Source organism: Pseudomonas sivasensis (assembly GCF_052938085.1).
In genome coordinates this window covers 3,566,256-3,578,972 of the sequence record NZ_CP176442.1, presented here as the reverse complement: position 1 = coordinate 3,578,972, position 12,717 = coordinate 3,566,256, and the positions used below count along the sequence as shown (strand labels likewise).

The following is a 12,717-nucleotide window of genomic DNA, read 5'->3' as shown; positions in this document are numbered from 1 at the left end:
GGCGTCTGCCACACCCATAAGACTCTGTTGGCAGTCTCAAAAAAGGAGAGGTTGGCCATGCTTTCGGAATTAGAGCTTCGCAGCATTATTGAAGGAAGTTTCCTGCCCAAACGGTGCGAATGCACCAAAGCCGAAGATGCTTCGCTGACGATCAAGATCTATGACGATCGCGACCGTGACCGGGTGGATTTGGAGGTCAAAGGCATCAAGACGGACAAACTCGACAGCAGTCGAGCGATTTGCAACCTGATCGCCGGGTTGCGTGAAGATCTGAAAAATACCCCTGCACCCGCCCTGCAAAGAGCGGGAGGTCGAGCCTATTACTAGGCAGACGCCTGAGGGTGAACCACCGAAGACCTGTGGGCTTGGATAAACGCCAGGCCCAATACGGTTTCGGTCGCCACGGCCAGGAAGATCCCCGGCCCGGCGTTGCCATTGAACCACTCACTCAAGCCCAGCACAGCCAGCACCAGGCAACCGATGGCAAAGCCACTGGTCATGGCGCGACGCGTGTCCGAAGGCGGCGCATGGCGGGCCCGGTAAAACATGATGCCGATGGCCAGGAACAGCGCGGCGCTGCGGCGGGCGACCAGGCCTGTGGCGTCTGAAGAATTCACTCCCCACATACCGAGCAGCAGATCGGGGCGTAACCCCCAGACCAGTGCGAGGGCAAAGCACAGCAGGGCGGTTGTGGTGGCGAGGGTACGAAAACTGAACGACATGGCGATTCCTTTCGGCCTTGGGACAAGCCCGCAAGAATACGCCTATCTACGCGGGCTTGCTGTGTGACAGTGCAACGCTCAATTCTGGAAGCTGCACGCGTCGGACAGCTTCCGATAGCCCACATCTTCGACTTTCCCAGCCTTGTCCACGAACTTGATATCGGCGTCGATGACTTTGCAGTCATTGGTCGGCGCTTCGTTCATGGCGATCACATGCTTGATGTTCAACGGCATGCCGTATTGGTAAGGCACGGGTTTCTGGTTGTCGGCCTGGGCCAGGCCCGAGACGGCTGCCAGTGCCAGCGCGCCGCCACACAGTAAAGTACGTAGTTTCATGAAGGTGCTCCGCAAGTGGGTTCGACTTCACTGTCGGCTTGCGGGATTAACCATCGATTAATCGAGGCCTGGCTGACAAAACCTTCATGAAACCGGGTGCTCAGCCCAACTGTTTACGATACGGCAGGTCCGGGCCGGTTTTGGTGCAGGTCATTGCCGCCGCGCGAATCGCGAAGCCCAGCATGGCGTCAATCTGCGCGCGGGTGAGTTGTTGCAGGCCGTCTACCGAATCCAACTGTTGCTCGGTCAGCCAGGCAATCAACGCAGCCTGGAAGGTATCGCCGGCGCCCACGGTGTCGGCCATCACCACCTTGACCGCAGGTTGCGACCAGGTGCCATGTTGGCGGCTGAACACACTGGCGCCGTCGCCGCCACGGGTGAGGAATACCAACTGGCAACGGTGTTGCAACCAGCCTTGCAGCAAGCTTTCCGGCGACTGGTCGGGGTACAGCAGGTGCAGGTCTTCATCGCTGACCTTGATCAGGTCGGCATGTTTGACCAGCTCGGCGACGCGGTCACGCCACAGCTGGATGTCGGGTTGCGGGTTGAGGCGCACGTTGGGGTCGAGGCTGATCAGGCGCTTGCCGCTTTCGCGCTGTACCAGGGCCAGCAGGGTGTCGCCAATCGGTTGCACCACCAGGGAGAACGAGCCGATATGCAGCCCACGCACGTCATCACCGAGTACCGGCAAATGCTCGGCTTGCAGCAGCCGGTCCGCACAGCCCTCACCCCGGAAGTTGTACTGCGGTGAACCATTGGCACCCACGGCGACCATGGACAGGGTGGTCGGCGCGGCGAATTCCACCAGGAACTGTTCGCTGACGCCTTCATCTTTCAGCACCTGCAATAAGCGTCGGCCGAGGAAATCGGTGGACAGGCCGCCGAACAACCCCGCCTCGATGCCCAGGCGGCGTAACCCCACCGCGACGTTGAACGGTGAGCCACCCGCAATCGCCTTGTAGTTGACCTTGGAGGCCTGCCCGCTGGCATCTTCCTCGCTGAAAAAATCGAACAGCGCTTCACCACACACCAGATACATAGTCGTTCGCTCTTAAAGGGTTGCCACGTGCTGTTGATAGCGTTCGTAAGCCAGTTGATAGGCGCTGACATGGGCCGCCACCGGCAAGGTACGGCTGGCCGGGTCGACGCTCACGCATTTGTCGCAGAGGCTGGCCAGGGATTCGCCGGACTGGCTCCACGCAGCCTGGATCGCCGCGCCGAGGGCGGCGGCTTCGCTTTGTTCGGTGCAGATCACTTCGGTGTTCATGATATCGGCGACCATCTGCCGCCACACGGGGCTTTTCGAGCCGCCGCCGATCAGGCGGATACTCTGGCTTTGCAGGCCGGTTTGGCGCAGCAGGTCCAGCCCGTAGCGCAGGCCGAAGGTGGTGCCTTCAACCACGGCGCGGCACAGGTTGGCGCGTGTCAGGTTGGTCATGGTCAGGCCGTGCAGGCTGCCAGTGGCGTGGGGCAGGGCGGGTACGCGTTCGCCGTTGAGGAACGGCAGCATGCTGACGCCGTCGGCGCCAATCGGCGCTTGCTCGACCAGGCTGTTGAAGGCGTTCAGGTCGAGTTCGAACAGCTCGCGTATCACGCCTGTGGCGTTGGTCAGGTTCATCGTGCAGATCAACGGCAACCAGCCGCCGCTGGATGAGCAGAATGTGGCGACCGACGCTTGGGGGCTGACGTTGGGTTGGTCCGAAAACGCATAGACGGTACCCGATGAGCCCAGGCTCATGGTGATCACGCCGGGCGCGATATTACCGGTGCCGATGGCGCCCATCATGTTATCGCCGCCGCCGCTGGCGACGATGGCGTTGGGGTTGATGCCCAGGCGCTCGGCGATGGCAGGCAGGATGCTGCCCACGGTTTGATCGGCTTCGATCAGTTGCGGTAAGGCTTGTTCCAGGCGACCACTGGGGTCGATGTGCTTGAGCAGTGCCACATCCCAGTCACGGCTGCGCACGTTGAAATAGCCGGTGCCGGACGCATCGCCGTATTCTGCGACGGCACGGCCGGTGAGCCAGTAATTGAGGTAGTCGTGGGGCAGCAGGATATGGGCGATTTGCTTGAAGATGTCCGGGTGTTGTTCGCGCGTCCATAGCAGCTTGGACACGGTGTAGCCCGGTGCGATGGCCACGCCCAGCCGTTCGAGTGAACCGCTTTCGCCGCCCAGATGTTGCAGCAGGCGGTCGTTCTCCGGCGCGGTTTCGGTGTCGCACCACAGCTTGGCCGGGCGCAAGACCTGGCCTTGGTCATCCAGCAGCACCAGCCCGTGCTGCTGGCCGGAAACGCCGATACCAAGGATGTCCTGGCCGTCCACGCCAGCCTGTTGCAGGGCGCGGTGGGTGGCTTCGGTAAAGGCGTCCAGCCACTCCTGGGTGTGCTGTTCGCGACGGCCATTGGCGCCGCTGATCAACGTGTGCGCGGCGGCGCCCAGGCCCAGCACCTTGCCGCTGGAGGCGTCGAGGACGATGGCTTTGGTGCCTTGGGTGCCGCAGTCGATGCCGAGGAACAGGTTTTGCTGGGTCATGATGGTGTGCTCAGCAGTGTTATTTTTTTTGGATTGGCAACCCGGTCCAGTGTGGGAGGGGGCTTGCCCCCGATGGCAGTGGGTCAGTGAAGGATATTTGACTGACACACCCTCATCGGGGGCAAGCCCCTTCTCACATTTAAACCGGTTTCTTCAGGAGGTGCTTCAGGGTAGCGGTGACGCCGTTATCACGCAGACTCTCATAGCACCGCTCGAACGCTGCCACAAACGCCGGCGAGTTGGGAATAGCCGTGCCAAAAATCTCTTCTACGCCCAGTAGGCGTTTGCTGATCAGCGCATCGTCAGTCACCAACCCCTGGCAGAATTCCGCCCGCGGATCGGGGATTTTGTAGCTCACCCCATTCTCATCCACACCCTTCAAATACAAGGCCCAGGCTGCGACGACCAGCGCCGCGCGCTCTGTTTCACGCCCATCGGCAATCAGATGATTGATGGTCGGCACGGTGAACTTGGGAAACTTCGACGAGCCGTCCGAACATACGCGCTCCAACTGGTCGGCAATCGCCTGGTTGGAGAAGCGATCCACCAGCGTCTGCTTGTAGTCGGTCAGGTCGATGCCCGGTACCGGCGCGAGGTTTGGCGTGACGTCGAGGTCCATGTAGGCACGCATGTAGGCTACGAACAGCGGGTCGTTCATGGTCTCGTGCACAAACCGATAACCCTTGAGAAACCCCAGGTAGGTCAGGGCCAGGTGGCTGCCGTTGAGCAAACCGATCTTCATCTCTTCATAGGGCGTCACATCGTCGGTGAACTGCACGCCGACCTTTTCCCACGCCGGGCGGCCGTTGACGAATTTGTCTTCCAGCACCCACTGCACGAAGGGTTCGCACACCACTGGCCAGGCATCGTCAATGCCGTGTTCATCGTGCAATTGCAGGCGGTGGGCGGTGCTGGTCATGGGGGTGATGCGGTCGACCATGGCATTCGGGAAGCTCACATTGGCTTCGATCCAGTCATGCAACTCGGCATTGTGCAGGGCGGCAAACGCCAGCAATGCCTTGCGCGTGACGGCGCCGTTGTGGGGCAGGTTATCGCAGGACATCACGGTGAACGCGGGAATGCCGGCGGCGCGGCGTTGGGTCAGCGCCGCGCAGATAAAACCGAACACGGTTTTCGGCGCCATGGGGTGCGCCAGGTCGTGCTGGATCTGCGGCAGGTGGGCCATGAACTCGCCGTTGCTGTCGTCGATGCAGTAACCGCCCTCGGTGATGGTCAGCGAGACGATGCGGATTTCAGGGCTGGCGAGCTTGTCGATCAGGGCTTGGGCGCTGTCTGCGGCCAGCAGCATGTCGCTGATGGCACCGATTACGCGCACTTCGGTGTCGTCGGTGTCGCCCAGTTCATACAGGGTGAACAGGTAGTCCTGGCCGGCCAGGTCGTCGCGGGCCTTGCGGTCCTCGGCCCGCAGTCCGACGCCGCAGATGCTCCAGTCCAGGCCTTCACCGGTGTTCATCAGCGCATCGGTGTAATACGCCTGATGCGCGCGGTGGAAGCCGCCGACGCCGATATGGGCGATGCCCTGACGGGTGTCGGAAATGGCGTAGGCCGGGATTTTCACCTGCTCAGCCAGTTGCGTGAGGTTCTGTGTGTTCAATTTCATAACGTAATACTCGCGAAATCAGGCGGCAGCGCGCAGTGGACGGGCCACGGCCACGCCATCGGTGTCGAACAGATGGCAGTGCGCCGGGTCCAGGTGCAGGTGCAGGGTTTCACCGTACTGGCTGGCCATGTCGCCGCGGATGCGCATGGTCAACGGCTCGCCGTTGGCGGTGTTGACGTGGCAGAAGGTGTCACTGCCCAGGCGTTCGCCGACGTCGGCGGTGACGGTCAGGGTGGTTTGGCCAGGCGACGCGATTTCCAAGTGCTCCGGACGAATGCCCAGGGTGACCGCGCTGCCGACGCTCAAGGTCGGACCACTGAGCGGCAGGTTGATCAAGGTGCCGGCGTCCAGTTGCACTTCGCAGGTCTGGGACTCGACACGCGTGACCTTGCCCTTGAGGAAGCCCATTTTCGGCGTGCCTAGAAAGCCTGCCACAAACAGGTTCGCGGGTTGGTGATACAGCTCCAGCGGCGAACCCACCTGCTCGATACGGCCGCTGTTCAAGACCACCACCTTGTCAGCCAGGGTCATGGCCTCGACCTGGTCGTGGGTCACGTAGATCATGGTCGCCTGCAGCTCTTTATGCAGGCGCGCCAGCTCCAGGCGCATTTGCACACGCAGGGCAGCGTCGAGGTTGGACAGCGGTTCGTCGAACAGGAAGATCTTCGGGTTGCGCACAATGGCGCGGCCAATCGCTACGCGCTGACGCTGGCCACCGGAGAGTTGCTTGGGCTTGCGCTCCAGCAGCGGGCCCAGTTCGAGGATGCGCGCCGCTTCGTTGACCTTGCTCTCCACCAGCTTCTTGTCGACGCCGGCCAGGTCCAGGGCAAACGACATGTTTTTGCGCACGCTCATATGCGGATACAGCGCGTAAGTCTGGAACACCATCGCCAGGTCGCGCTTGGCCGGGGTCACTTCGGTGATGTCGCGGCCATCGAGTTCGATGGTGCCTTCGGTAACTTCTTCCAGGCCGGCGATCAGGCGCAGCAGGGTGGACTTACCGCAGCCCGACGGGCCGACGAAGACCACGAACTCCTTGTCGTTCACTTCCAGGTCGATGCCTTTGATGATCGAGAAACCTTCGAAGCCTTTTTGCAAATTCTTGATTTTGAGGTTGGCCATGATGGGCCCTCCGCTAGAAATTATTATTTAACTGCGCCGAAGGACAAACCGCGCACCAGCTGTTTCTGGCTGATCCAGCCAAAGATCAGGATCGGCGCACAGGCGAGGGTCGAGACGGCCGACAATTTGGCCCAGAACAAACCTTCGGGGCTGGAGTAGGAGGCGATCAGCGCGGTCAACGGCGCCGCGTTCGATGAGGTCAGGTTCAGCGACCAGAACGCCTCGTTCCAGCACAGGATCAGCGACAGCAACACCGTGGAAGCGAGGCCGCCCTTGGCGATCGGCAGCAGTACCCGGACCATTTCCTGCCAGAGGGTGGCGCCGTCCAGGCGTGCTGCTTCGAGGATGTCTTTGGGGATGTCTTTGAAGTAGGTGTAAACCATCCAGACCACGATCGGCAGGTTGATCAGGGTGTAGATGATGATTAGCGCAATGCGCGTATCCAGCAGGCCAAAACTCTTGGCCAGCAGGTAGATCGGCATCAGCACGCCTACCGGCGGCAGCATCTTGGTGGAGAGCATCCACAGCAGCGTGCCCTTGGTACGCTTGGTTTCGTAGAACGCCATGGAGTAGGCCGCCGGCACCGAGACCAGCAGGCACAGGGCGGTAGCGCTGAAGGAAATCAGCACCGAGTTCCAGGCATAGCTGAAGTAGTTGCTGCGCTCGTTGATGTGCAGGTAGTTCTCCAGCGTCGGCGTGAAGATGAACTGCGGCGGCGTGGCGAACGCATCGATTTCGGTCTTGAAGCTGGTCAGCACCATCCAGAAGATCGGGAAGAAAATCAGGATTGCGATGGCCCAGGCCAACGTGCCGAGCAACAGGCTTTGCAGGCGGCGGGATTGTTGAAGCGTCATGGCGCGGCCCTCAAGGCTTGTCAGTCAGGTTTTTGCCGATCATCCGCACCAGGATGATCGCCGCGATATTGGCGATGACCACGGCAATCAAGCCGCCGGCCGAGGCCATGCCCACGTCGAATTGCACCAGCGCCTGGTTGTAGATCAGGTAGGCCAGGTTGGTCGACGCGTAGCCGGGGCCACCGTTGGTGGTGGTGAAGATTTCGGCGAATACCGAGAGCAGGAAGATCGTTTCGATCATCACCACCACGGCAATCGGGCGGGCCAGGTGGGGCAGGGTCAGGTGCCAGAAAATCGCAATGGCGCCGGCACCGTCCAGACGTGCCGCTTCCTTTTGTTCCTGGTCGAGGGACTGCATGGCGGTCATCAGCAGCAGGATCGCGAAGGGCAGCCATTGCCACGACACAATGATGATGATCGACAGCAGCGGGTAGTGCGCCAGCCAGTCAACAGGTTCTGCGCCAAAGAACTTCCACACGGCAGCGAGGATTCCCGACACCGGGTGAAAAATCAGGTTCTTCCAGATCAGCGCACCGACGGTGGGCATGATGAAGAACGGAGAAATCAGCAACACCCGCACCAGGCCGCGACCGAAGAATTCACTGGCTTCCAGCAGCGCGCTGATCAGCACGCCGAACACCACGCTGATCAGCAATACGCTACCTACCAGCAACAGTGTGTTGGAGGCACCGGGCAAGAAGCCCGAGTCGGTGATGAAGTAGGTGAAGTTCTCCAGCCCCACGAATTGGTTTTCGCCGGGGTAGAGCAGGTTGTAGCGGATCAGGGAAAAGTACAGGGTCATGCCCAGGGGCACGATCATCCAAAGCAACAGCATGGCGACCGAGGGCGTGACGAGGAACCAGCCGGGGTTGGCCAGGCGGTTTTTGGGTGGTGTATTCATGATAATCAAGGCCATTGCGAAGCAAGGATCGGAATGCGGTCAGGATGGGAGAGGGCTTGCCCCCGATAGCGGTGTATCAGTCACTGAATCATCAACTGGTAGATGGCTATCGGGAGCAAGCCCCCTCCCACATTTGACTGTGGTGAGACCCGGGTTATTTGGGGTAACCCGCCCGCTTCATTTCACGCTCGGTGGTGGTCTGCGCGGCGGTCAGTGCAGCATCGACCGTTTGCTGACCGGTCAGCGCACCGGAGAAGAACTTGCCGACCTGGGTACCAATCGCCTGGAACTCAGGAATGGTCACCAACTGGATACCGATATACGGCACCGGCTTGAGCGTCGGTTTGGTCGGGTCGGCGACTTTCAGCGATTCCAGGGTCACCTTGGCGAACGGTGCAGCCTTCATGTACTCGTCGCTGTAGGTCGACTTGCGGGTGCCAGGCGGTACGTTGGCCACGCCGTCGGTCTTGGCGACCAATGCGCCATATTCCTTGGAGGTTGCCCAACTGGTGAACACCTTGGCGGCGTCCTTGGCCTTGGAGCTGGTCGGGATCGCCAGGGACCAGGAGTACAGCCACGAAGTGCCTTTGTCGGTCTTCTCGTGGGGCGCGAAGGTGAAGCCTACGCTGTCGGCCACCTTGCTTTGGGACTTGTCGGTGACAAACGAGCCGGCCACGCTGGCGTCGACCCAAATTGCACACTTGCCGCTGTTGAACAGCGCCAGGTTTTCGTTGAAACCGTTGCTGGACGCACCCGGCGGGCCGGATTTCTTCATGTTGTCGACGTAAAAGTTAAGCGCGTCTTTCCATTCGGGGCCGTTGAATTCAGGCTGCCACTTTTCATCGAACCACCGCGCGCCATAGCCGTTGGCCAGGGTGGTGATCAGCGCCATGTTTTCACCCCAACCGGCTTTGCCGCGCAGGCACAGGCCGTATTGCTCTTTGGTTTTGTCGGTGAGTTTGGCCGCGAATTCGCCGATCTGGGTCCAGGTCGGATGCTCGGGCATGGTCAGCCCGGCGTCCTTGAACAGGTCGGTGCGGTAATACGTGATCGAGCTTTCAGCGTAGAACGGCAGGGCGTACAGCGAGCCTTTGACGGACAAACCGTCACGCACAGAAGGGAAAACGTCGTCGAGGTCGTAGGAAGCCGGAAGATCCTTCATCGGTTCCAGCCAGCCTTTGGCGCCCCAGAGTGCGGCTTCGTACATGCCAATGGTCAGCACGTCGAACTGTCCGCCTTGGGTGGCGATGTCGGTGGTCAGGCGTTGGCGCAGCACGTTTTCTTCGAGCACCACCCAATTCAGCTTGATCTCTGGATGCTCGGCCTCGAAGGTCTTCGAGAGCTTTTGCATGCGGATCATGTCGCTGTTGTTGACGGTGGCAATGGTCAGGGTCTGCGCGCCAAAGCTGACGGCGCTGAGGGTCATGCAGGTTGTCATGCAGGTGGAGACAAGCAGTGCTTTTGCTGTGAACTTCATCGCGCACTCCATTTCCGCGCCCAGGGGCTACAGAAGGACAGTTATTGTTGTTGTGTCTTCCTACGAGGAGTCAGGAAGAGTGTGCGTTGATTACAGCCTTCAAATGGGGTTGTGACAAATCCTTGGGAGCACTTGGACTGATACTTTTTTGCACTCGGTCACACAGCCTTTGAAACCTTCAAGCCAGGTTCTGCTCGGTCAGCCGTTGCACCGCCAGGCGCCGGTAGTGGGAAGGGGTCATGCCTTTAAGCTGCTGAAAACGTCGGTTGAAGTTGGAGATATTGTTGAAACCCGACTCAAAGCACACATCGGTGACGGCCTTGTCGCCATCTGCCAGTAACTCGCATGACTTGCTGATGCGCAGTCTGTTGACGAATTCGATAAATGTGCGCCCGGTGGCCTGCTTGAACACCCGGGAAAAATACGTGGGCTTCATGCCCAAGTGTTCCGCCACTTCCTCTAGCGGCAACTCCCGCGCGTAGTGAGCGAAGATGTAATCCACCGCCCGGTTGGTACGGTCGATGCTGTGTTCATCGGCCAGTTGCGGCGTGGTCACGCCGGACAGCAGTTGGTAGTCCTCACAGGTACTCAACACTTCCAGCAAGATAAAGAAGTGCCCCAGGCGCGCCATACCCTGGGCGTCCTCGATGCGTTGCATCAGGGTCATGGCTTGGGCAATGGTCTTTCTGCAACGAAACTCGATGCCGTACTGGGCGCGTTCCAGCAGTGGGGTGAGGGTTTTCAGCTCGGTGAAGATATGGCTGCCGTTTTCCAGTAATTCATCGGTGAAGTTCACCAGCATGTCGCGCTTGGGCACCACCTCGTCTTCTTCCACCTGGCTGATCCAGTTATGGGGCAGGTTGGGGCCGGTGAGGAAGAGGCTTTCAGGGTAGAAATTACCGATGTAGTCGCCGATAAACACCTTGCCCGAGCTGGCGACGATCAGGTGCAGTTCGTATTCCTTGTGGAAATGCCAGCGCACCAGCGGACAGGGGAAACCATGCTGGCGATAGATGATGGACAGACCGTTGTGATCGTCCATCAGCTCGTAGGAAGGGTCGGTGATTCGCGCTGCTCGGGTCATGCTGCCGTCGCTTTTATTGTTGGTTGCGACCCGAATAATGCCCCCTTGTGCGCGACCCTGCCAGCGCCGGTGTTTACAGCACGCGGTTTTTTGCCTCGATCCACTGGGACATGTACTGGGTACTTTTGTGGGCGTGATGGCGCAGCATGCTGCCGGTAAAGTTGTCGCGGCGATGGGCGGCGAGGTGGCGACGGCAGTGCTCCAGGCATTCCACCAGCGCAGGCCCGTGGACGTTCTGGTCATAGCGGCGGGCAATCAACTGGCGGCCGTCTTCCTGGGCCTGGGTCCAGCGCTCGCGGTCCTGGTACAAAGCCACGGCAGCGGCGGCCAAGGCAGGCGCGCTGGTTTCGATCATGCCGGGCCATGGTTGCTCATCGCCCATGGCCTCGGCGCCGATCGGCGTGCTGATGCTCGGCGTACCGCACAGCATCGCGTCCGCCAGTTTGCCCTTGATGCCCGCGCCGAAGCGCAGGGGGGCCAGGCAGATGCGTGCTGCGCTCATCACCTGTAGCGCATCTTCAGCCCAGTTCATCACATGAAAGCCCTGGGCCGGGTTATGCAGGGCGGTGGCCTTGGGTGGGGTGTAAGCGCCATAGATATGCAGCTGCGCGCCGGGTAATTGTTGTCGAATCAGCGGCCACAGGCTGTTCTTCATCCACAGCACAGCGTCCCAATTGGGCGCGTGGCGGAAGTTGCCGATGCTGAGGAAATGCGCGCGGTCGTCAAACGGGACGAAGGTTTCGGTCACGGGCTCCAGCATCAGCGGGCACCAGTGGAGCAGGGCGGCCGGCACCTTGAACTGCTCGGTCAGCAGGCGCATTTCCACGTCGGAGATCATCAGGTTGATGTCACAGCGGTAAATCGCCGCGATCTCGCGCTTGGCCACGTCGGTGTCGGCCATCAGTTGGAACTCATCTTCCAGGGCGGGCGCAAACAGAGCGCTGAAGTCGTCGCTGTCGGGATGGCTCTTAAGGTGGTTCTTGAGCCGTTGCTGGCGGGCGTCGCGCAGGCTTTGCAGGTCGCAGGTTTCCAGCACGCGCAATGCGTCGGGGCAACACTTTTCCACGCGCCAGCCGAACTGCTCTTCCATCATGAAACGGTCGAACAGCACGATATCCGGAGCGAGCTCGCGGATAAAGTCGTCGAAACTGCTGTTATTGAGCTCGATGGCGCATTCGGCAATGCCCAGGGCGAGCAGGTCGGCTTTGTGCTCGCCGAGTGCAGCAGGGCTGCTGAAGGTAATGTCCCAACCTTGCGTAAGAAAGGTCTCAAGAATCTGCATCATATGCCCACCAGCGGCCGAAGAACGCGGCTCCGGCCAGACATAACCAATGACCAGAACTTTGGTGGCAGGCGGATTCATCGACGACGGTTTCCTTTAAAGGCAGGCGAAAAGCGCGCAATTAAACCACAACCTGTGGGCATGACAATTTGTGTCTGGCGGTAGGTAGGCACGGCACTTTGTGGTTAACTTCCGCCTCTCGAATTCGTTTAACTAAACCCAGCATAAGGATTCTGTTCATGGCTCAAGTCACCCTTAAAGGCAACGCGGTCAAGGTTGAAGGCGAATTGCCGCAAGTCGGCACCCAGGCTCCAGACTTCATCCTGACTGCCAACGACCTGTCGGACGCCACCCTGGCGACCTTCGCCGGCAAGCGCAAAGTGCTGAACATCTTCCCAAGCGTTGATACCCCGACTTGCGCGACGTCGGTTCGCAAGTTCAACGCCCAGGCCAACGAACTGAACAACACCGTTGTACTGTGCATCTCCACCGACCTGCCATTCGCCCAAGCACGCTTCTGCGGCTCCGAAGGCCTGGAAAACGTGAAGAACCTGTCGGATTTCCGCGATCCTGCTTTCGCTCAGGACTTTGGCGTGGCAATCGCTGATGGCCCGCTGCGCGGCCTGACCGCCCGCGCCGTGGTGGTTCTGGACGAAAACAACAACGTCCTGCACACCCAACTGGTTTCTGAAATCGCTGAAGAACCAAACTACGAAGCCGTTCTGGCTGTTCTGAAGTAACTGTTTGCGTGGATGCTGTCGTTTTGCAGTAACACGCGTGATACA

Annotated in this window: 13 protein-coding genes; 2 read left to right on the top strand and 11 right to left on the bottom strand. The window is 60.1% G+C overall.

The features are described 5' to 3' along the window. Nucleotides 1-57: 57 nt before the first annotated feature. A complete protein-coding gene (locus tag ACKZ62_RS16645; protein ID WP_095185874.1) occupies nt 58-327 on the top strand; it encodes a DUF1652 domain-containing protein in 270 nt (89 codons plus the stop codon). On the opposite strand, the gene ACKZ62_RS16640 is transcribed toward ACKZ62_RS16645, so the two are convergent. The 11 genes from ACKZ62_RS16640 to ACKZ62_RS16590 form a co-directional block, all read right to left on the bottom strand. After that, entirely contained in the window at nt 324-722 is a 399-nt protein-coding gene (locus ACKZ62_RS16640) for a hypothetical protein (RefSeq protein ID WP_181643672.1), read from the bottom strand. The two genes, ACKZ62_RS16645 and ACKZ62_RS16640, sit on opposite strands and share 4 nt — an antisense overlap. 78 nt (nt 723-800) lie before the next feature. Beyond that, complete coding sequence (locus tag ACKZ62_RS16635; RefSeq protein WP_095185872.1) at nt 801-1,058, bottom strand: DUF2790 domain-containing protein; 258 nt, start codon at nt 1,056-1,058, stop codon at nt 801-803. 100 nt (nt 1,059-1,158) lie between these two features. After that, a complete protein-coding gene (locus tag ACKZ62_RS16630) occupies nt 1,159-2,097 on the bottom strand; it encodes a carbohydrate kinase family protein (RefSeq protein ID WP_447095542.1) in 939 nt (312 codons plus the stop codon). Nucleotides 2,098-2,109: 12 nt separating this feature from the next. Continuing rightward, nucleotides 2,110-3,591 carry a xylulokinase gene (gene xylB, locus ACKZ62_RS16625; protein WP_032886875.1) on the bottom strand — a complete coding sequence of 494 codons (1,482 nt, stop codon included), beginning with the start codon at nt 3,589-3,591 and terminating at the stop codon, nt 2,110-2,112. 139 nt (nt 3,592-3,730) lie between these two features. Further along, entirely contained in the window at nt 3,731-5,212 is a 1,482-nt protein-coding gene (locus ACKZ62_RS16620) for a mannitol dehydrogenase family protein (protein WP_447095541.1), read from the bottom strand. A gap of 18 nt (nt 5,213-5,230) precedes the next feature. Continuing rightward, complete coding sequence (locus ACKZ62_RS16615; protein WP_095185869.1) at nt 5,231-6,334, bottom strand: ABC transporter ATP-binding protein; 1,104 nt, start codon at nt 6,332-6,334, stop codon at nt 5,231-5,233. Nucleotides 6,335-6,357: 23 nt separating this feature from the next. Continuing rightward, complete coding sequence (locus tag ACKZ62_RS16610) at nt 6,358-7,188, bottom strand: carbohydrate ABC transporter permease (protein WP_447095540.1); 831 nt, start codon at nt 7,186-7,188, stop codon at nt 6,358-6,360. A gap of 10 nt (nt 7,189-7,198) precedes the next feature. Beyond that, nucleotides 7,199-8,089: a carbohydrate ABC transporter permease gene (locus tag ACKZ62_RS16605; RefSeq protein ID WP_339483909.1), complete on the bottom strand. Its 891-nt coding sequence runs from the start codon at nt 8,087-8,089 to the stop codon at nt 7,199-7,201. 154 nt (nt 8,090-8,243) lie between these two features. After that, nucleotides 8,244-9,527, bottom strand: coding sequence for an ABC transporter substrate-binding protein (locus tag ACKZ62_RS16600; protein ID WP_371260725.1), 1,284 nt, complete (start codon nt 9,525-9,527; stop codon nt 8,244-8,246). Nucleotides 9,528-9,744: 217 nt separating this feature from the next. Next, nucleotides 9,745-10,650 (bottom strand): AraC family transcriptional regulator, encoded by a 906-nt coding sequence (locus ACKZ62_RS16595; RefSeq protein WP_099602877.1) that lies wholly within the window; start codon nt 10,648-10,650, stop codon nt 9,745-9,747. A gap of 73 nt (nt 10,651-10,723) precedes the next feature. Then, nucleotides 10,724-12,013, bottom strand: a complete 1,290-nt coding sequence (locus ACKZ62_RS16590; protein WP_447095539.1) for a glycosyltransferase — start codon at nt 12,011-12,013, stop codon at nt 10,724-10,726. Between the two features lie 158 nt (nt 12,014-12,171). Between ACKZ62_RS16590 and tpx the strand changes: the two genes are divergently transcribed. Continuing rightward, entirely contained in the window at nt 12,172-12,672 is a 501-nt protein-coding gene (gene tpx / locus ACKZ62_RS16585) for a thiol peroxidase (RefSeq protein WP_095185866.1), read from the top strand. Nucleotides 12,673-12,717 lie beyond the last annotated feature (45 nt).

What these genes read in the sequence shown, in the direction of transcription:
- ACKZ62_RS16640 (WP_181643672.1), bottom strand. Translation starts at nt 722, where the DNA reads ATGTCGTTCAGTTTTCGTACCCTCGCCACCACAACCGCCCTGCTGTGC.
- xylB (WP_032886875.1), bottom strand. Translation starts at nt 3,591, where the DNA reads ATGACCCAGCAAAACCTGTTCCTCGGCATCGACTGCGGCACCCAAGGC.
- ACKZ62_RS16590 (WP_447095539.1), bottom strand. Translation starts at nt 12,013, where the DNA reads ATGAATCCGCCTGCCACCAAAGTTCTGGTCATTGGTTATGTCTGGCCG.
- ACKZ62_RS16610 (WP_447095540.1), bottom strand. Translation starts at nt 7,188, where the DNA reads ATGACGCTTCAACAATCCCGCCGCCTGCAAAGCCTGTTGCTCGGCACG.
- ACKZ62_RS16645 (WP_095185874.1), top strand. Translation starts at nt 58, where the DNA reads ATGCTTTCGGAATTAGAGCTTCGCAGCATTATTGAAGGAAGTTTCCTG.
- ACKZ62_RS16605 (WP_339483909.1), bottom strand. Translation starts at nt 8,089, where the DNA reads ATGAATACACCACCCAAAAACCGCCTGGCCAACCCCGGCTGGTTCCTC.
- tpx (WP_095185866.1), top strand. Translation starts at nt 12,172, where the DNA reads ATGGCTCAAGTCACCCTTAAAGGCAACGCGGTCAAGGTTGAAGGCGAA.
- ACKZ62_RS16615 (WP_095185869.1), bottom strand. Translation starts at nt 6,334, where the DNA reads ATGGCCAACCTCAAAATCAAGAATTTGCAAAAAGGCTTCGAAGGTTTC.
- ACKZ62_RS16635 (WP_095185872.1), bottom strand. Translation starts at nt 1,058, where the DNA reads ATGAAACTACGTACTTTACTGTGTGGCGGCGCGCTGGCACTGGCAGCC.
- ACKZ62_RS16595 (WP_099602877.1), bottom strand. Translation starts at nt 10,650, where the DNA reads ATGACCCGAGCAGCGCGAATCACCGACCCTTCCTACGAGCTGATGGAC.
- ACKZ62_RS16600 (WP_371260725.1), bottom strand. Translation starts at nt 9,527, where the DNA reads ATGACAACCTGCATGACCCTCAGCGCCGTCAGCTTTGGCGCGCAGACC.
- ACKZ62_RS16630 (WP_447095542.1), bottom strand. Translation starts at nt 2,097, where the DNA reads ATGTATCTGGTGTGTGGTGAAGCGCTGTTCGATTTTTTCAGCGAGGAA.
- ACKZ62_RS16620 (WP_447095541.1), bottom strand. Translation starts at nt 5,212, where the DNA reads ATGAAATTGAACACACAGAACCTCACGCAACTGGCTGAGCAGGTGAAA.